This window comes from Streptomyces sp. B21-083 (assembly GCF_036898825.1).
Lineage (GTDB): Bacteria > Actinomycetota > Actinomycetes > Streptomycetales > Streptomycetaceae > Streptomyces.
Map to the genome: position 1 here is coordinate 1,484,254 of NZ_JARUND010000002.1, position 17,191 is coordinate 1,501,444.

The window sequence follows — 17,191 nt, forward strand, 5'->3', positions numbered from 1 at the left end:
ACGGGGGCGCGACGGACGTACGAAACGGGACGCGGCGGGAGCCGGTGACCCAGGGCGACCGAAGTCCGCCCCCGACCGGCTGAAACCGGCCGGTCCGGGGCGCGGCGGGTCAGGAAATCGATTGGCAAGTCGGCGGTGGGCCGCGATAGTCGCCCGGTGACCGCCGCCGACTCCCCCACCGCACGCCCACGCCGCCCCGCCTGGGCCGGTCGCAACTACAGCCTCCTGACCGCCTCGGCGGTCGTGACGAACCTCGGCAGTAACGGGGCGACGATCGCCGCCGCGTTCGCCGTGCTGGAGGCGGGCGGCGACGCCGGTGACGTGGGGCTGGTCGCGGCGGCACGGACGCTGCCGCTGGTGCTGTTCCTGCTGATCGGCGGCGCGGTCGCCGACCGGCTCCCCCGGCACCATGTGATGGTCGCCGCCAACGCCCTCAACTGCCTCTCACAGGCGGCGTTCGCGGTGCTGGTCCTGTCCGGAGAGCCACAGCTGTGGCAGATGATGCTGCTGACCGCCCTCGGCGGCACCGGCCAGGCGTTCTTCAGCCCGGCGGCCGAGGGCATGCTGCTGTCCTCGGTCAAGGGTGACCAGGCCGCCCGCGCCTTCGCGGTGTTCCGGATGGCGATGCAGAGCGCCTCGCTGGGCGGCGCGGCCCTCGGCGGCGCGATGGTCGCCGTGCTCGGCCCCGGTTGGGTCCTCGCGGTGGACGCGGTGGCGTTCGCCGTCGCCGGGGCGTTGCGCTCGTTCCTCGACGTGAGTCACATCCCGGCGCGCGAGCCGGGCGGCGGCATGCTCGCCGATCTGCGGGAGGGCTGGCGGGAGTTCGCCGGACGGCCCTGGTTGTGGGTGATCGTCGTCCAGTTCGCCGTCGCCAACGCGGTCATCGGCGCCGCCCAGTCGGTGTACGGCCCGCTCGTGGCCCGCGACAGCCTCGGCGGGGCCGGCCCGTGGGGACTGGCGCTCGCCACGTTCGGGGCCGGCACGGTCGCCGGTGCCCTGCTGATGACGCGCTGGAAACCACGCCGGCTGCTGCTCGCCGGCACCCTCTGTGTGTTCCCCCTCGCCCTGCCCGCCGCCGCGCTCGCCGTACCGGCGCCGATGGCCGTGCTCTGCGCGGTGATGTTCGCGACCGGTGTGACGCAGGAGGTGTTCGGCGTGAGCTGGATGACCGCGCTGCATCAGGAGATCCCCGAGGACAAGCTCTCCCGCGTCTCCGCGTACGACTGGTTCGGCTCGGTCGCGCTGCTCCCTCTCGCCACGGCACTGGCGGGCCCGGCGGAACACGCCTTCGGCCGCACGCCTGCCCTGTGGGGCTGCGCCGCCCTGATCGTGGTGGTGACAGCGGCGACCCTGTCCGTACGGGACGTACGCAACCTCACCCGACGCACGAAGGGGGCCACCCGGAACGCGGCCCAGGAGGCCCCGGCGAAGGGCGAGTTGGAAAGCACCGGCGGCTGACACCCCTTCCGCCGCCCGCGCCCACCGAGCCTCACCCGATCCCGAACGCCCCCTGTGGCGGCACCGGTGACGGCACCGCCTCCTCGTCGCGGACAGGTGCGGCGCCCCCGATGAACTCCCTTAGCGCGGGCCCGTGTTCGAGGCGGGCCGGGAAGGCGTCGGAGGCGACACGGCGGGCCAGGACCGCCGGATCGAGAGGGCGGTGCGCGGCGACGAGCACCGCGTTGCCGAAGCGCCGGCCCCGCAGGACACCCGGCTCGGCGATCATCGCAAGATGCTCGAACACCGCTGAGAACGTGGCGAGTTGGGAGCGCAGAAAGGCGAAGGGCGCGGCGTCGGCCAGGTTGGCGAGGTAGACGCCGTCAGCGCGCAGCACCCGCTCGGCCTCTTCGGCGTACGTCAGGGAGGTCAGGTGCGCCGGAACACGTGAGCCGCCGAACACGTCGGCGACAAGCACATCGGCACAGTCGTCGGGGGCGGCTTCGAGCCAGGCGCGGGCGTCGGCCGCGTGCAGGGCGATGCCCGCGTCGGCGGGGAGCGGAAGGTGTTCGACGACCAGGTCGAGCAGCCCGCGGTCGGCCTCGACGACGTCCTGCCGGGAACCGGGCCGGGTCACGGCGACGTACCGGGGCAGGGTGAGCGCGCCACCACCGAGGTGCAGCACGTCCAGCGCCCGCCCCGGCTCCGCGACGGTGTCCAGGACATGCCCGAGCCGACGCGCGTACTCGAACTCCAGATACGTCGGCTCGTCCAGATCCACGTACGACTGGGGCGCCCCGTCGACCGTGAGCAGCCAGGCACGCTCACGGTCGACATCCGGCATCAGCTTGGCGAACCCATGATCGACGGCACGGGCAACGGGTATCGAGTCGGTCACCTCTCAATTGTGCCTGTCGTGCAGCGCCGCGAAGGGGCGCGGGGAACTGCGCGACCAGCCACAACGGCCCGGCAGCCTCCCACGCACCCCAGCCACCCTCACTCCACGGCGGTCACGGTCCCCGCCCCCACGGTCCGCCCACCCTCACGGATGGCGAACCCGAGCCCCGCCTCCAACGGCACCTCACGCCCCAGCTCGACGGTCATCGTGACCGTCTCCCCGGGCCGCGCGACAGCCACCTCACCGAGGTGCACGTCACCCACGACATCCGCGGTCCGGATGTAGAACTGCGGCCGGTATCCCGTGGAGACGGGTGTCGTACGCCCACCCTCGCGAGCGGACAGCACATACACCTGCGCCGAGAACCGCCGCCGAGGCACCACACTGCCCGGCGCCGCGACAACGTGCCCGCGTCGGACCGCGTCGCGCGGCACTCCGCGCAGCAGCAGCGCCACGCTGTCCCCGGCCTGCGCCTCCTCCATCGGCTTGCCGAAGGTCTCCACGCCGGTGACCACGGTCTCCACGTCCGCGCCGAGCACCTCGATCCGGTCGCCCACCCGGACGGTGCCGCGCTCGACCGCGCCCGTGACCACCGTCCCCCGGCCGGTGATGGTGAGCACGTTCTCCACGGGCAACAGGAACGGCGAGTCCACGTACCGCTCGGGGACGGGCACATAGGTGTCCACCGCGTCGAGCAGCGCGTCGATCGACGCGGTCCAGCGGGGGTCGCCTTCGAGCGCCTTCAGCCCCGACACCCGTACGACGGGCACCGCGTCGCCGCCGTAGCCCTGCGCGGTGAGGAGTTCGCGGACCTCCAGCTCCACGAGGTCCGTCAGCTCCTCGTCGCCCGCGTCGGCCTTGTTGATGGCGACCACGATGTGGTCGACGCCCACCTGCCGGGCCAGCAGGACGTGTTCGGCGGTCTGCGGCATGATCCCGTCGAGCGCCGAGACGACGAGGATCGCCCCGTCGAGCTGCGCGGCCCCGGTGACCATGTTCTTGACGTAGTCGGCGTGACCCGGCATGTCGACGTGCGCGTAGTGCCGGGTGTCGGTCTCGTACTCCACGTGCGCGATGTTGATGGTGATGCCCCGCGCGGCCTCCTCCGGGGCACGGTCGATCCGGTCGAACGGGACGAACGTGCCGGAGCCGCGCTCTGCGAGCACCTTGGTGATGGCGGCGGTCAGGGTGGTCTTCCCGTGGTCGACGTGACCCATCGTGCCGATGTTGAGATGCGGTTTCGTGCGGATGTATGCCGTCTTGGACATGGCGGTACCTCGAAGCCTCTTCAGCGGTACTGAGTGAAGGTCCCGGCGCGGAGAAAGCGGCCAGGACGGGGACCCCGAGGAAGTTCGCCGACCCTCCCCCTACGGGGTCCGCCGGACGATCCGGGAAGGGTCAGCTTCGAGCGCCGTCGACTGCGGCCACGAGGATCGGGACGGCAGCCTTCGGGGCATCCGCGACTGCGGACGCTGCGAGGAGGAAGGCGTACCGGAACATGAGGCCGATCATCGCCGACGCGTCATCGCGCGTCGAATGGTTTTCGGGCGCCGGGAGCTTCGCGAGCGCGGGAACGCCCGCGGCAGTGGCGCATGTCACGGCGTGGTGTTCGTGCAGGGTACGGAGGCACGTGTCACCTGGCGCGCCGGTCGTGTCCCCGGTTGTTCCCCCGTTGAGACGATCCATACGGCGATCACACACACTCCTCGGATAATCTCGCCGAATGCTCGATGCCACCACCCGCTCTGGGGGCACCGCCACGGCCACTCCCCCGGCCATCGCCTCGGAGCTCTCCCCGCTCTCCCCTGCCGTGATCGTCGTAGCCCCGCCCGGCGGCCTCGCCGCGCGCTGCACGAGAGCACTGCTCTCACCGTGGTCGCGGCTGTCGCTCCTTGTTCTTCTGCTCGGTGCCGCGGCGTCGTGTGTCCTGCTCTTCGAGCCCCAGCGGCTGCTGGCCGACGGCTGGCCACCCCAGGTCGGCGGGGCCGCGGCGGCGGTGCTCTTCGGAGCGGCGTACGGACTGTGCACCGTGGCGTTCGTGCCGCGTCCACTGCTGAACCTCGCGGCGGGCGCCCTGTTCGGTTCCCAGCTGGGCCTCGCCGCCGCTCTCGGGGGGACGGTCCTGGGTGCCGGGCTCGCCTTCGGCCTGGGCCGCGTCCTCGGTCAGGACGCGCTGCGCCCGCTGCTGCGCGCCCGCTGGCTCCAGGCGGCGGACGGCCAGCTCAGCCGGCACGGCTTCCGCTCCATGATGGCGGCGAGACTGTTTCCCGGGGTGCCCTTCTGGGCCGCCAACTACTGCGCCGCCGTCTCCCGCATGGGCTGGCTGCCGTTCCTGCTGGCGACGGCACTCGGATCCGTTCCGAACACCGCCGCGTACGTCGTCGCGGGGGCCCGCGCCTCGTCGCCGACCTCCCCCGCCTTCCTGATCGCGATGGCCTTCATCGCCGTACCGGCCGTGGCGGGCGCCGTGGTGGCCTGGCGCAAGCGCCACCACCTGCGCGGGCACTGACTCCAGGCCCGGAAGCCACGTACGCATCACCCCTTGAGAGGTGCCCCTCTCAAGGGGTGCCCCTGTACACGTCCAGCCGCCCGCACATCCCGAACTTCCCGTGTGCCGAGGGCTGTTCGGCCCGTACGACGGCCTCCGCGAGGTGGGAGGTGTCGCCCCGTTCCAGCCGGTCGAGCTGAGCGCCCGTCGCCGTGGCCGCCGCCTCGGCACCGCGCCGCCAGCGCTCGCGCCAGTCGGCGAGCCGGGGCCGTACGAGAGCTGCCGCCGCCTCGTGGAACGCGGCCAGCGCCTGAGGCCCCTCCGCGTCCCGCAGCGCCCGGTACCCCTCAAGGGCGAGGTCGCGCCGCGCCCGGGCGACCCGCTCCTGCTCGGCGACGGGCGCGTCGGCCGGGATCAGGGTCGCGGCGGCGTACGTCTCCGGGTCGGCCAGGTACGACGGCGGCAGCGTGAGCACGGCGTCACCCGCCTCCGGCAGCCCGCTGTTCTGCATGAGGACGGTGATGCGCAGTTCGTCCTCGTTGACCAGCCGGTGGATCGTGCCCGGCGTGAACCAGGCGACCGTACCGGGCGCGAGCGGCGTCACCTCGTACCCGGACGTCGTGAGCGTCTGGACCGCTCCCCGCCCTCCCGTGACGACGTACGCCTCCGAACAGGTCAGGTGCATATGGGGAGTTCCGCCGCACACCCCGTCGACGGCCGGCCAGTCGTAGACGGACAGGTGCGAGACGGCGACGCCGCCGGGGAGCCCGGCGAAGGCCGCGGCGCCGGGTGCCGCGTTCACCACGGGTGCTCCTCCAGGTACTTGGCGACGCCTTCGCGCTCCCACTCCCCGTCGGCGACCACGATCCGGTAGCGGCGGGTGAGCGTGTCCCCGGGCGCGAGCTCCAGTTCGTCGTAGAAGGCCCAGGAGGGAGCGACGGCGGCGAACGGCTCGTTGCGCACGAACCAGTGGGCCGGATGGGCTCCCTCGGTCCCCAGATGGTCGTTCTCGGGCGCGTGTGCGAAGACCAGCGTGGCGTGGCCGTCGGCGCCGTCGAACTCGCCGGAGTACGCCAGCCACGGCGCCTGCGCGCCCATCAGGCCGGGTCCCTCGGTGTCGGGGCCGAGGACGCGCCCGTCCCGGAAGGCGCGCGGGCCGCGCCAGAAGAGGCCGGTGTAGCCCGCCGCCTCGCGGCCGGCGGTGGTCGGGCTGCCGAAGAGCAGCGGCTCGTCACGCCGGTTGGTGATCGCGCTCGTCCAGGTCAGCGCCCAGGAACCCGCCGTCGGGTCGACGTCGTGCACCTCGACCCGCCGTGACTCCTCCGCCCACAGCTCCCCGTTGTACGGGTGCCAGGTGAGCCGCTCCGCGATGACGACCCGGCCCGCGTCCGAGGCGACCTCGTCGAAGCCGACGTGGGCCATCGAGCCGACGCGCTCGGGGAGGGCGAGATATCCCTCGCCGTGGACGTACGAGTTGCCGCCCCACAGGTTCGACCCCGACAGGTGCGAGGCCGTCAGCTGGAGGCCCTTGTGCCAGCGGTGGTCGTTGGGCCGGTAGTCGGTGACAACGTTTCCGGCGAGCGTCCGGATCGGGTGCAGATACGGCTTCGGCGCCTCCCAGGCCGCCTCCGCCCCGTACACGTAGCTGAACAGCTCGACCCCGGTGACGGGTTCGGTCACGGTGATGCGGTCACCGTGCGCGTGGACGACGCGCAGGTCCTCGGACGTGGTCACGCGGACGCCTCCTCGGTAGCGGAACCGGACATGGCACCATCGTCGCCGGTCGTGGGCGCCCAGCCGGGCGCACCGCCGTGCAGCGCGGCGTAGTAGGGGTCGCCGGGCCCGATGTCGCCCGCCTTGACGGTCGTGTCCGTGAACGCGGACTTGTACAGCGCGGTGATCAGTTCCAGGCTGGTCCGCCCGTCCGCCCCGCTGCTGCGCGGCCGTTCGCCGGCGCGCATGCTGGCGACCAGTTCACGCAGCTGCGCGAGGTGCGAACTGGGCACGTCCGCCCCGAAGTCACGCCAGGCGGCGACCTCGGCCTCCGGCACGTCCGGCGCCGGGGTGATGGTCCAGTTCGCGTTGGAGTGCCCGTACAGATGGGTGAGTTCGACGGTGGCGCGCTCGCAGTCGATGCGGATACGGCTGACCTCGTCGGGGCTGAGCACACTGTTGACGACGGTCCCCAGCGCGCCGTTCGCGAACCGGACGAGCGCGGTGGACACGTCCTCGGTCTCGACGTCGTGGACGAGCCGTCCGGCCATTCCCCGCACCTCGCTCCACGGCCCGAGCAGATCGAGCAGCAGATCCATCTGGTGGATGCCGTGCCCCATGGCGGGCCCGCCGCCCTCGGTCTGCCAGCGTCCGCGCCAGGGAACGGCGTAGTAGGCGGTGTCGCGGTACCAGGTGGTCTGGCAGTGCGCCACGAGCGGCCGGCCCAGGACGCCCTCGGCGAGCAGCCGCCGTACATGGGTGGAGGCGGAGCCGAAGCGGTGCTGGAAGACGATCGAGGCGTACGGTCCGCCCCCGAGCCCCTCCTCCGCCTCGATGGCGTCGAAGTCGGCGAGCGTCGGCACCGGCGGCTTCTCGCACCAGACCCAGGCCCCGGCGCGCAGCGCGGCCACGGTCTGCTCGCGGTGCAGGGTGGGCGGCGTACAGATGGTGACCAGGTCGGGCCGCTGTTCCCGGAGCATCTGTTCCAGGTCGGTGTACGCGTGCGGAATCCCGCTCTCCCCGCAGAACGCCTCGACCGCGTCGGCGTTGATGTCGACGGCGGCGACGACCTCCGTCTCGCCCTCGTCGGCCAGCTGGGCGAGCGCCGGCAGATGTGACCCGCGTCCGATGGCGCCCGCCCCGATGACGGCGGCCCGGATACGGCGGCCGGTGAGCGGCGGGAGCGGAGCGAGTGAGGCCTGCGGCATACGGCCGGCGGGAGGGTCGGCGGGAGAGGTGCCGGGGCGGGGTGCGGGTGTGGTCATGTGCGTGATCAACGCTCCATCGGACGCGATGCCTGACGTGGGCCAACGCGTGATGACTCCGGACCTCCGGGGGCAGCAAGCGCTTACTCTTCGCTGGCAACGTATGTTCCGTCCGAGCGGCCGGTCAACACCGCGTCGGGAGTGTCCACGGGGTGGATGGTGCGGTGCGGGCCACCGGGCGAGCCCCGCCCTTTACCACCCCTTGACTCCGGCCCCCGTGCTCGGCCTGTCGCCGGAGGCCGCTAGGCTGCCCCCAACACACCTGCTCTCCGCCGTTCTTCGAGCGTTCGCGCGCGGCGCCGGGTGTGTCCGTCGGCCCTTCCACGATCAGCGCTTGGACCACGTAACTTCATGTCTTGGTTTGAATCCCTCATCCTCGGACTCGTCCAGGGGCTGACCGAGTTCCTTCCCGTCTCCTCCAGTGCGCATCTGCGCCTGACGGCCGCGTTCTCCGGCTGGAAGGACCCGGGTGCCGCCTTCACAGCGATCACGCAGCTGGGTACGGAAGCCGCGGTGCTGATCTACTTCCGCAAGGATGTCGCGCGGATCCTCTCGGCGTGGTTCCGCTCGCTCACCAACAAGGCGATGCGCAGCGACCACGATGCCCAGATGGGCTGGCTGGTGATCGTGGGCTCGATTCCGATCGGCGTCCTCGGGGTCACGCTCAAGGACCAGATCGAGGGGCCGTTCCGGGATCTGCGGATCACCGCGACGATGCTGATCGTGATGGGCGTCGTCATCGGCGTCGCCGACCGGCTCGCGGCACGCGACGAGACCGGCGGGAAGCACCGGGCGGCCAAGGAACGCAAGGGCCTGAAGGACCTGGGCGTACGGGACGGTCTGATCTACGGTCTGTGCCAGGCGATGGCGCTGGTCCCCGGTGTCTCCCGGTCCGGCGCGACCATCAGTGGCGGTCTGTTCATGGGCTACACCCGTGAGGCGGCGGCCCGCTACTCCTTCCTGCTGGCCATGCCTGCCGTGCTCGCCTCGGGCGTGTTCGAACTCAAGGACGCGTCGGAGGGCGGCCATGTCTCCTGGGGCCCGACGGCGTTCGCGACGGTGATCGCCTTCGGGGTCGGCTACGCGGTCATCGCATGGTTCATGAAGTTCATCTCGCACAAGAGCTTCATGCCGTTCGTCTACTACCGCATCGCGCTCGGCATCGTCATCATCGCCCTGGTCACGACGGGTGCGCTGAGCCCCCACGCGGCGGAGTCCGGGTCCTGATCCCGGGCCACACATGTAGCACCATCTAGCATTTCCTAGCGCCTGATTGCATCACCACGCCATGATCATCTCCCACTCGTCTCCCACCTGGGAGGCGGGACGCACTCCCCCCAGGGCGCGTGCGTCCGCAAAGCCGGGATGACACGGAAGGGCCCGCACGGCTTGCCGTGCGGGCCCTTCCATACAGAGGGTAGAGCGGGTCAGCTGAGGTTCATGTCGGGTCTAGGCCGCGGCCCTCTCCACAAGGAAATGCACCCTCGTCCACCGTGTCCCAGGCGTCGCCGGTGAGGTCGTCCAGCGCGGCGGCGGCCGTGAGGGTGAGCCGGCCGAGGCGCCCCTCCACGTCCTTCACACGTTGCCGTACGGGCCGTTCAAGGCGCTCATGCAGACCGACCCGCGGGCCGGTCACCGTCGCGGCCTCCAGCTCGAATAGCGAGCCGGCGTGTCGCGAGGATGCCCCAGTCCTGGGAGACCGGGGGCAACACTCCGAGGGTACGTAGGCCCAGGCGGTCATCTCCCCATGCGTTGGAGTGACTACATCTTCGAAGGCGGGTTCTGGGCTCACGGCGCCTGTAAGCGCAGTAAACCGATCGCTACCAGTGGCGCGCCAATCCGGGGACGGCGGGGCGAGGGGGCCTCCCCTGACGGCGCCACCATCGACGAGCCGTACCTGCGCGCCGAGTTCGATTTCGTGCTCCAGCCCCGGACGACGGACGAGCCGCAGCCGTGAATCTCGGGCTGCTCCTGCTGCGGCTGCTGCTCGCCGCGCTGCTGTTCGGCCACGGCACCGAGAAACTGTTCGGCTGGTTCGGCGGTGCCGGGCGGGCCGGGACCGCCGCCGTCTTCGACCGGTGGGGCTTCGATCACGACCAGGCTGACGTACCTGTCGGCGCCCGACTCGGTCCAGGGCGCCCTCGCCGCCGGGCTCCTGGGCGGCGGCTCACGCTTCCTCGGCGTGACCGAGGACTGCGGCAGGTTCCTCCACGACGCCCTGTCGACAGCGCGGGATGGCCCCCCGACCGACGAGGCGGACTGGGACGAACTGGCCCTCGCCTCCGTGCGCTCGGCACGAGCGGAGGGCAGAGTGATCCCCGGTCTCGGGCACCACGTTCACACAAAGAGGGCGACCCCCGCACACCGAGGCTGTTCCACATCGCCGCCGAGGAAGAGCCGGTCGGTCCGCACCTGTGCTCTTCGCGGCCATCGGCCGAATCAACCCTCACTGCGCGGGTCGCGCAGGGCGGTCAGCCAGGACGGTCCCGTCTCGGTGGCGGTATCGGCCCGTTCGATCCAGGCGCGGATCGCGAGCACGAAGAGCACCTCGGTCAGACGGGTGGCCACTGCCCGGGAGCCGGGCTGCCCGCCCGCCGTCTCGGTGGCGAGGATCCGGACGACATCCTGCAAGTGGGGGTCGGCGCTCATGCCGGGCACATGGATGACCTCCGGCAGCGCCGACAGCAGCGGATGCCCGTCGATATTGCCGGCGTAGTGGAACTTGCCGCACACCACCCGCAGGACGGGCCCGGCCCCGCCGAGGTCGACCACGCCCTCCCCGTCCGGCGGGTGAGCGGCCTCCAACTCCGCATACGGGAGAGCCTCTTCGTCAGGGGCCCCCAGCAGCCGGTGCGGCGTGCCGCGCGGCAACAGCACCACGTCCCCGGACACCAGCTGCACCGCTGGCGCCTCACCGGTCCGCAGCCAGCAGACGCCCTCGGCGATGACATGGAACCCCGCGGTACCCAGCCGGTCCACGGCACAGCCCCAGCCGGATCCGGACGACCGCAGCTGGGCGAGCAGCACGCCCCTGAAGCCGGTGGCGGCGAGTACGTCGGCGAGCACGTCCATGCCCTCGGCATCGTGATCATCGCCCTGGTGGCGACGGGCGCCCTGAGCCCGCACGCGGCCGAGTCGTCGAACTGGGACCCCACGACCGGCGGCCGGCGACCGCGGCGGACGATCATCCGACCGTGACCAACCGCATACCGGACGAGTAGCCACTTGGTAGCGCAGTGTCAGTCCTTGCCCCTACGCTGGTGCGCATGTCCCCCGATTCCCTGGCCCCTGGTTCCGTGCGGTCTGCCGCTGTGCTGAACGAGCAGATCCGTGCGCTCTGGCTCCGCGCGGGCGGAACCCTCTCGGCCCAAGAGCGCGAGGAGTACGAGCTGTTGGTGGTCAAGTGGGCCGCAGCGATACGCGGCGAGATCATCGAGGCCGCCTGACCTCGAGGCCCACGCAAGAGCGCGGGGCGCTCACCAGCGCCCCGCACCACTGATCCCCTACGTCCCCCTCCCGCGCCCCCTCCCTGCGACGCAGCGTCACCGACCGCCCGACACCCGTAGCACCGCGCCCGTCGTGTACGAGGCCTCCGGGGACATCAACCAGGCGATGGCAGCCGCGACTTCCCCGGCCAGCCCCGGCCGGCGGAGCGGAATCGCCGGGGCCGCTCGTTCCGCGCGGCCCGGGTCGCCCATCGTCGCGTGCATCTCGGTGTCGATGATGCCCGGCGCCACCGCGTTGACGCGGATGCCGTCCGGGCCGAGTTCCTTCGCCAGGCCCACGGTGAGCGCGTCGACCGCCGCCTTGGTCGCCGCGTAGTGCACATAGTCGCCGGGGCTGCCGAGAGTGGCAGCCGCCGAGGACACGTTCACGATGACGCCGGTTGCCCGCGCCGTCATGGAGCGCGCGGCCCGGCGCGAACACAGCAGCGTGCCCAGCAGGTTGACCTCCACGACGCGCCGCAGATCGGCGGGGTCCGTGTCGGCGAGCCTGCCCAGTGGCCCGGTCACACCGGCGTTGTTCACCAGCCCCGTGACCGGCCCGAGCCGCTCCTCCACCGTGTCGAACAGCCGGTCCACCTCCGCCTCGACAGAGGTGTCCACCTGAACGGTCACGCACCGGCCTCCCACGTCCCGCACCCCCGCCGCGACCGACTCGGCTGCCCGGCCGTCCCGCACATACCCCACCGCGACGTCATGACCGTCCGCCGCGAGCCGAAGACAGGTCGCGGCCCCGATCCCCCGACTGCCTCCGGTGACCACCGTGACCGATGCCCCGCTCATGGACGTACCTCCGTATCGCGTCGCTCCGCACCCGATCTTCCACGCCCGCCCTAGGGTCGCAGGTGCGCGAGCATGTCCTCGTCGGGCGGACAAGGCCGCTCCACCGGCACAGCCCGGCCGCACGGACCAGTTCACCTGTCCGCACGAGCCCATGAACCTCGCTGGCCGACGTCGTCACGTCCTCGGGGGGGGCCACTTCGCGGATGTCGTCGTGCCGCAGGTCGCACATGACCGTATGGTCACTCCGCCCCAGCGTCCGCCGCGGCCACACATGCCTTCGAGACAGGCCAAGAAAATGACGAGTGTCGGCGGCAGAGCTCCCTGGGCCGTTGCCCGCTCCGCGCAGGCTGCGATTGCGATGGCCGCCCTGGCGGACGTGTTCCGCGCGCTGGCGGTTCGGGATCTCCATCTGCACGACACGGTTGAGCCCAGCCACAAGTTGGCCTTCGTCTCCATGGTCTTCCTCTATCTGATGACTCTCGCGATCGTGCTGTTCCTCGTGTGGCTCGCCCGGTCCCGGCGCAACGCCCAGGAGTTGTCCCCCCGGGCCTCGGTCCCGAGCCCGGGCTGGACCATAGGGGTGTGGTTCATACCGGTGGTCAACCTCTTTGTCCCGCGCCGGCTCATCCTCGACATCGGGCGGGCAAGCTCCTCGTCGTGGGGGCAGCGGCGAAACACGACACTGGTGAACCTGTGGTGGGTCGCCTGGGTTTCCCACACGCTGGTGCTCGTGGCGGCGGCCCAGGTGGCCCCGGGGTCGATGGCCTTCCTCGTGGCGGCGGAGACATTCATGATCGCGGCGGCCGTGCTGCTGGGCCTCGTCATCGAACGCGTCACGGAGATGCAGAGCTCCGCGCTCGCCGCCACCATGCCCGCCGCACCCCTCGCCCAGGCCTGAACCAGGGCTGTTCGGGTTCTGCTCACCGCACGATCCTGGTTACCCTCCAGTCACGTTGACCTGCCGGGATGACCTGAACGGGCTCCCTTTGACGAGTGGATATGCGAGACGGTGATTGCTGGATAGAGTCGACTCGTGACAACTGGTTGCGGGGACAACCAAAGTGCCTTTCGGCTGCCCCCGTCCTGGGGAGGGCCTGCAGCACATGAGTCGTCGTTCTACTGGTTCCGTCGGCGTCTGGGCCGAGATGCAGCGGCAGCAACAGCGCCAGCTGGAAGCCGAAGCCAGACGACGGAGACAGCACGAACAGGAAACCCGGGCCTACCAACGCCGAGCCGCCCAGAGCCACCGCGAATACCGGCAGGCGGAGGCTCTACGCCGCACCGGGGAACTGGACGCGCAGGTCGCGTCGTTGCAGGGTCTACTCGCCTCGGGTTGCCGGGCTCCGGCCTTCAGGGCTGTCTCGCTCATGCGAGCCGAGGAGGTTCAGCCCTTCGCTCCAGGGTCATTGGCACAGCCCGTACCCATGCCGGATTTCAGCCACTACCAGACGCAGAGCGGCTGGACCGCGAGTCGCAGGGCGCAGGCACAGGCCGAAGCACGAGCGCGCTTCGAGCATGACTGGCAGGCCGCCCAGGCCGCGGAGTCTCAGCGACAGCGACAACTGGCGTCGTACCAGCGGGAGTACCAGCAGTCGGTCGACGTCCAACTGGCCGATGTGCGGCGGCACAACGCCGGCATCGGGGCGATAAGCGAAGGCGTGAGGCGCCAGGACCCCGATTCCGTGATCGAGTACTTCTCCGCCGCCCTGTACGCCTCATCGGCGTGGCCGGAAGGTTTCCCACGTCAGGTGGCAGCCGCCTACGACCCGGCAGGACGACAACTGGTGCTGGATTGGGAGCTGCCCGCCTACAGCATCGTGCCGGAGGCCAAGGCCGTTCGGTACATGTCCGGCGTCGACCAGGACAAGGAGACTCCCCGCCCAGCAGGCCAGCGCCGTGCGCTCTACAGCGAGGTTCTGGCTCAGTGCATGCTGCTCGTTCTGCACGAGTTGTTCAGCGCGGATGAGCTGGGTGCGCTCGAATCAGTGGCATTGAACGGGTTCGTCGACGGGCACGACCCTACGACGGGCCGACCGGGCCAAATCTTCCTCGCGACGGTCATGGCCTCGCGCTCCTCGTTCCGTGACCTGCACCTGGCTCAGGTCGACGCGAGCAGCTGCCTGACTGAAGCACTGCGCGGACAGCTGTCGGCTCGTCCGGACCAACTCGTGGCGGTGCGGCCGAGCAGGCGGCCACAGGATGTCGGGAACCGAGTTGTCGCCCACGGCAGCGACGAGGAACCGGATCTGTTCACGATGGACCCGATCGTCTTCGAGAATCTCGTCGCCGGTCTCTTCCGGGCCATGGGAATGCAGGCGGTGACCACCCAGCGTTCCAACGACGGCGGTGTGGACGTCGACGCACTGGATCCGACGCCCATCCGCGGCGGCAAGATCGTCGTGCAGGTGAAGCGCTATCGCAACACGGTCCCGCCCACCGCTGTGCGCGTCCTGTACGGAACCGTGCAGGACGCCGGTGCCAACAAGGGTGTCCTCGTCACGACTTCAGGGTTCGGCCCCGGCTCGCACACCTTCGCCAACGGCAAGCCGCTGGAACTCATCTCGGGCCCCGAACTCGTGGACCTGCTCCATCGTCATGGGCTGCGTGGGCGCCTCGGTGACGGCAGCCGCCAAACCCGGACACAGCCCACGCCCTCGGTGCCGGCCCCTCGGCTCCCGGACGACTACAACGTCCTGGGCATGTCGTGGACCGGAAGCGTCGCCCTGGACGTGTGCGCTCTCGTCTGCCGTGGCAACCGCGTCCTGAGTGACGAGCACTTCGTCTTCTTCAACAACACGCAGACGCCGGACGGCTCGGTGCGTGCTCTCCCGGCCGCCGCACCTGACAAGGCCGCGATCTGTGTCTCCTTCGACGGATTGCCCGATGAGGCCGACCGGTTCGTGCTCGTCGCGGCCATCGACCCAGAGGTCAACCCGGACGCCGACCTCTCCGGTTTCACGGACGCCTGCATCCGCCTCCTCGACCCGGCGCTGAACGAGCTGGGGCAGCTTGAAGTCTCCGACGGCCGGCCACGCGAAACCGCCCTGGTACTCGGTTCCTTCCGCCGAAGGTCCAACGGAGACTGGGACTTCGTCCTGGGCGGCAAGGGCTACACGGGCGGCCTGGAGGAGCTCGTGCAGGATTTCGGCATCGAGGTGGAGTAGATCGGTTTACGGTTCCACTGCTGCGCCGGTCGGGTCGTCGTTGCCGGCCTTGGCGCATGGCGGACCATCGTGGCCGACAGGCATCTCAGGAGTCCGATTTCGAAGGAGCGAGGCCCATGAGACTGGTCTCCGACCCCAGGTCCGGCGAAGTGGATCTCACCGCTTCCGCGGAGGAACTGATGCGGTTGGCGAACGCTGTAGCGCTGGGCGAGGGACTGGTCAGGGCCACGTCTGCACCGGGCAGCGACACCCTGACCGGGGTCGGGGTCAAAAGGACCTCCGGCCCCGGTGCCCTTGTCCACCGGGATACCGAGCGTCAGATTTTGATGATCAGCGGTGACCCGGCAAGCAGGGCAGCACTCGCGGAGAACTTGCAGAGCATGGCTACTGCCGAGGACGGCGGCCACCTCCACATCGACTACTTCCCCGGGCATTTCTACCTCGCCGAAGGATCGGTTCCCTTGGTGGTCAACAGCCCGCACGGGGGCATGCCGACCAGGTGAGTGGACGGTCGGCCGCTGGAGTGAGCGATCATGCGCCGCCGCGCGGGTGCAGGTGAGTCATCACCTCATCGCTCACCGGGTAGGGGCGTTCCCGGGGCAGGAGTTGCCGGGCGATGTCGAGCTCTCCGTCTCGCACGTGAGCGTGGATCGTACGGGCCAGCGGTGTGACATCGGCGACGGAGACGATCCACTCGTCGGCGTAGAGGCGTGCGGCTTCGCCGGCGAGGCCGAGCTGTAGCGATCGGTGGGCAAGCGGCTGAAGGTGCAGGTCGCGCTCGGGGTCCCACTGCACCCGGGCAGGAGCCCGCTGCAACTGGCGCTTCCACGTGGCACGGTCAGCGTGGAGTCCATGCTCATAGGAGGACAGGCAGGAGTGTCGCAGTGCCCACTCGAAGCCCTCCCGGGTGATCTCGACCGCGAGGACATACTCCTGGCCTTCCTTGGTGCCCCACCCGCAGCGGTACATCATCCACAGGAATGACGGTTTGACCCAGGTCATACGGTCCCGCTTCCACTCCGTCGGAAAGCGGCCGTCGCGGGCCGCCGGGAGCCCGATCTCCGGGCGGTAGGCCTGATAGACGGTCACCGTGGACGCCGTATGCCGGGCGCGTACGCGGAACTCGGGCTCCTGCGAATGGGGGAGGCCGGAAAGGCCGGCTGTCTGATGGTTCACCCGATCAGCTTCGGGGCCGGACACGCCCGTCGACCACCGAATATCCGCGTCTCCCTTGGCTGCGACCGCCCCGTGCCCAACACTGAGCCGATGACGCAGCGTGTGGAGCTCGCGACCGTGATCGACCGGCTCTCCCTCGACGGACTCGTCACCGCGTACGCGGTGGCCGTGGACGACGGCGACTGGGAGGCGTACGTGGAACTGTTCGCGCCGGACGGGCGGGCGGACTACCGCTCGGCCGGGGGCATCGAGGGGGACGCCCGGCAGGTCGCCGGGTGGCTCAGGCAGAGCATGGAACTGTTTCCGATGCGGCAGCATCTGATCGTCAACCGCCGGATCGACTTCGGCATGCTGGAGCAGGACACCGGCGACACCGCCCGCGTCCAGGCGGACTACGTCAATCCCATGCGCCTCGCGGACCGGGACGGCGAAGCCGGTTCTGGAGCCGGATCCACCGCACCCGACTTCGTGTGCGGTGGCCGGTACGCCTTCGAGCTGATCCGTACGGCGGACGGCTGGCGGTTGCGCGAAGTGGTCGTTCAGGAGAAGTGGCGCCGCATGCCGACGCCTTACAAGGAACCGGCTGCCGAGCCCGTCACCGAACCGGCCGCCGACTGACCGTCTCCCCCGCGCCCGGAGCGGCCGCCGTACGCCGTACGAGGAATCCGCCGCTCCTGGCCGGAGTCCTGCTGGTCCGAGATCGTCCGCACCGCGCACACTGGACACACGTAAGGGGGGACCCACTGGGTAGTTGACCCGGTGAT

17 protein-coding genes and 1 pseudogene are annotated in these 17,191 nt (G+C 70.5%); 9 read left to right on the forward strand and 9 right to left on the reverse strand.

Features of this window, described 5'->3' with window-relative positions; translation table 11 throughout:
- Positions 1-156 precede the first annotated feature (156 nt).
- Positions 157-1,458 (forward strand): MFS transporter, encoded by a 1,302-nt coding sequence (locus QA861_RS30705; RefSeq protein ID WP_334591929.1) that lies wholly within the window; start codon positions 157-159, stop codon positions 1,456-1,458.
- A 31-nt stretch (positions 1,459-1,489) separates the two neighbouring features.
- Here QA861_RS30705 and QA861_RS30710 read toward each other — a convergent pair whose 3' ends face one another.
- Both QA861_RS30710 and tuf read right to left on the reverse strand, forming a co-directional pair.
- Positions 1,490-2,335, reverse strand: a complete 846-nt coding sequence (locus QA861_RS30710) for a spermidine synthase (protein ID WP_334591930.1) — start codon at positions 2,333-2,335, stop codon at positions 1,490-1,492.
- 98 nt (positions 2,336-2,433) lie between these two features.
- Complete coding sequence (tuf, locus tag QA861_RS30715) at positions 2,434-3,603, reverse strand: elongation factor Tu (RefSeq protein ID WP_334591931.1); 1,170 nt, start codon at positions 3,601-3,603, stop codon at positions 2,434-2,436.
- A gap of 455 nt (positions 3,604-4,058) precedes the next feature.
- On the opposite strand from tuf, the gene QA861_RS30720 reads away from it, so the two are divergent.
- Positions 4,059-4,844, forward strand: coding sequence for a TVP38/TMEM64 family protein (locus tag QA861_RS30720; RefSeq protein WP_334591932.1), 786 nt, complete (start codon positions 4,059-4,061; stop codon positions 4,842-4,844).
- Between the two features lie 49 nt (positions 4,845-4,893).
- Here the strand turns inward: QA861_RS30720 and QA861_RS30725 are convergent, their stop codons facing one another.
- From QA861_RS30725 to QA861_RS30735, 3 genes are all read right to left on the reverse strand, one after another.
- Complete coding sequence (locus QA861_RS30725; protein ID WP_334594894.1) at positions 4,894-5,508, reverse strand: cupin domain-containing protein; 615 nt, start codon at positions 5,506-5,508, stop codon at positions 4,894-4,896.
- A 113-nt stretch (positions 5,509-5,621) separates the two neighbouring features.
- Positions 5,622-6,557, reverse strand: a complete 936-nt coding sequence (locus QA861_RS30730) for a DUF6807 domain-containing protein (RefSeq protein ID WP_334591933.1) — start codon at positions 6,555-6,557, stop codon at positions 5,622-5,624.
- Positions 6,554-7,801, reverse strand: coding sequence for a Gfo/Idh/MocA family protein (locus tag QA861_RS30735; RefSeq protein WP_443041607.1), 1,248 nt, complete (start codon positions 7,799-7,801; stop codon positions 6,554-6,556). Before QA861_RS30735 ends, QA861_RS30730 begins: the two co-directional genes overlap by 4 nt.
- Positions 7,802-8,152: 351 nt before the next feature.
- Here QA861_RS30735 and QA861_RS30740 point away from each other — a divergent pair, with 351 nt between their 5' ends.
- The gene (locus tag QA861_RS30740; protein WP_334591934.1) at positions 8,153-9,028 is read left to right on the forward strand and encodes an undecaprenyl-diphosphate phosphatase; all 876 of its coding nucleotides are present in this window, start codon (positions 8,153-8,155) and stop codon (positions 9,026-9,028) included.
- 211 nt (positions 9,029-9,239) lie between these two features.
- On the opposite strand, the gene QA861_RS30745 is transcribed toward QA861_RS30740, so the two are convergent.
- Positions 9,240-9,437, reverse strand: a complete 198-nt coding sequence (locus QA861_RS30745) for a hypothetical protein (RefSeq protein ID WP_334591935.1) — start codon at positions 9,435-9,437, stop codon at positions 9,240-9,242.
- Positions 9,438-9,754: 317 nt separating this feature from the next.
- Between QA861_RS30745 and QA861_RS30750 the strand changes: the two are divergent.
- Positions 9,755-9,838, forward strand: a pseudogene (locus QA861_RS30750) (DoxX family membrane protein); the annotation flags it as partial.
- 402 nt (positions 9,839-10,240) lie between these two features.
- On the opposite strand, the gene QA861_RS30755 reads toward QA861_RS30750, so the two are convergent.
- Entirely contained in the window at positions 10,241-10,873 is a 633-nt protein-coding gene (locus QA861_RS30755; RefSeq protein ID WP_334591936.1) for a cupin domain-containing protein, read from the reverse strand.
- 194 nt (positions 10,874-11,067) lie between these two features.
- Here QA861_RS30755 and QA861_RS30760 point away from each other — a divergent pair, with 194 nt between their 5' ends.
- Positions 11,068-11,247, forward strand: a complete 180-nt coding sequence (locus QA861_RS30760; protein WP_044472873.1) for a hypothetical protein — start codon at positions 11,068-11,070, stop codon at positions 11,245-11,247.
- 96 nt (positions 11,248-11,343) lie between these two features.
- Here QA861_RS30760 and QA861_RS30765 read toward each other — a convergent pair whose 3' ends face one another.
- Positions 11,344-12,087: an SDR family NAD(P)-dependent oxidoreductase gene (locus tag QA861_RS30765; RefSeq protein WP_334591937.1), complete on the reverse strand. Its 744-nt coding sequence runs from the start codon at positions 12,085-12,087 to the stop codon at positions 11,344-11,346.
- A gap of 358 nt (positions 12,088-12,445) precedes the next feature.
- Here QA861_RS30765 and QA861_RS30770 point away from each other — a divergent pair, with 358 nt between their 5' ends.
- The 3 genes from QA861_RS30770 to QA861_RS30780 all read left to right on the forward strand — a co-directional run bounded on the left by QA861_RS30770 (position 12,446) and on the right by QA861_RS30780 (position 15,754).
- Positions 12,446-12,985 (forward strand): DUF4328 domain-containing protein, encoded by a 540-nt coding sequence (locus QA861_RS30770; RefSeq protein ID WP_334591938.1) that lies wholly within the window; start codon positions 12,446-12,448, stop codon positions 12,983-12,985.
- Between the two features lie 205 nt (positions 12,986-13,190).
- A complete protein-coding gene (locus QA861_RS30775) occupies positions 13,191-15,251 on the forward strand; it encodes a restriction endonuclease (protein ID WP_334591939.1) in 2,061 nt (686 codons plus the stop codon).
- 116 nt (positions 15,252-15,367) lie between these two features.
- Entirely contained in the window at positions 15,368-15,754 is a 387-nt protein-coding gene (locus QA861_RS30780) for an Imm32 family immunity protein (RefSeq protein WP_334591940.1), read from the forward strand.
- Positions 15,755-15,782: 28 nt separating this feature from the next.
- On the opposite strand, the gene QA861_RS30785 is transcribed toward QA861_RS30780, so the two are convergent.
- Positions 15,783-16,427 carry a DUF4291 domain-containing protein gene (locus QA861_RS30785; protein ID WP_334591941.1) on the reverse strand — a complete coding sequence of 215 codons (645 nt, stop codon included), beginning with the start codon at positions 16,425-16,427 and terminating at the stop codon, positions 15,783-15,785.
- A gap of 90 nt (positions 16,428-16,517) precedes the next feature.
- Here QA861_RS30785 and QA861_RS30790 point away from each other — a divergent pair, with 90 nt between their 5' ends.
- Positions 16,518-17,045, forward strand: coding sequence for a nuclear transport factor 2 family protein (locus QA861_RS30790; RefSeq protein WP_334591942.1), 528 nt, complete (start codon positions 16,518-16,520; stop codon positions 17,043-17,045).
- The last annotated feature ends 146 nt before the right edge of the window (positions 17,046-17,191 follow it).

What these genes read in the sequence shown, in the direction of transcription:
- QA861_RS30770 (WP_334591938.1), top strand. Translation starts at nt 12,446, where the DNA reads ATGGCCGCCCTGGCGGACGTGTTCCGCGCGCTGGCGGTTCGGGATCTC.
- QA861_RS30725 (WP_334594894.1), bottom strand. Translation starts at nt 5,508, where the DNA reads ATGCACCTGACCTGTTCGGAGGCGTACGTCGTCACGGGAGGGCGGGGA.
- QA861_RS30760 (WP_044472873.1), top strand. Translation starts at nt 11,068, where the DNA reads ATGTCCCCCGATTCCCTGGCCCCTGGTTCCGTGCGGTCTGCCGCTGTG.
- QA861_RS30780 (WP_334591940.1), top strand. Translation starts at nt 15,368, where the DNA reads ATGAGACTGGTCTCCGACCCCAGGTCCGGCGAAGTGGATCTCACCGCT.
- QA861_RS30765 (WP_334591937.1), bottom strand. Translation starts at nt 12,087, where the DNA reads ATGAGCGGGGCATCGGTCACGGTGGTCACCGGAGGCAGTCGGGGGATC.
- QA861_RS30740 (WP_334591934.1), top strand. Translation starts at nt 8,153, where the DNA reads ATGTCTTGGTTTGAATCCCTCATCCTCGGACTCGTCCAGGGGCTGACC.
- QA861_RS30720 (WP_334591932.1), top strand. Translation starts at nt 4,059, where the DNA reads ATGCTCGATGCCACCACCCGCTCTGGGGGCACCGCCACGGCCACTCCC.
- tuf (WP_334591931.1), bottom strand. Translation starts at nt 3,603, where the DNA reads ATGTCCAAGACGGCATACATCCGCACGAAACCGCATCTCAACATCGGC.
- QA861_RS30790 (WP_334591942.1), top strand. Translation starts at nt 16,518, where the DNA reads ATGACGCAGCGTGTGGAGCTCGCGACCGTGATCGACCGGCTCTCCCTC.
- QA861_RS30775 (WP_334591939.1), top strand. Translation starts at nt 13,191, where the DNA reads ATGAGTCGTCGTTCTACTGGTTCCGTCGGCGTCTGGGCCGAGATGCAG.
- QA861_RS30755 (WP_334591936.1), bottom strand. Translation starts at nt 10,873, where the DNA reads ATGGACGTGCTCGCCGACGTACTCGCCGCCACCGGCTTCAGGGGCGTG.
- QA861_RS30735 (WP_443041607.1), bottom strand. Translation starts at nt 7,801, where the DNA reads ATGACCACACCCGCACCCCGCCCCGGCACCTCTCCCGCCGACCCTCCC.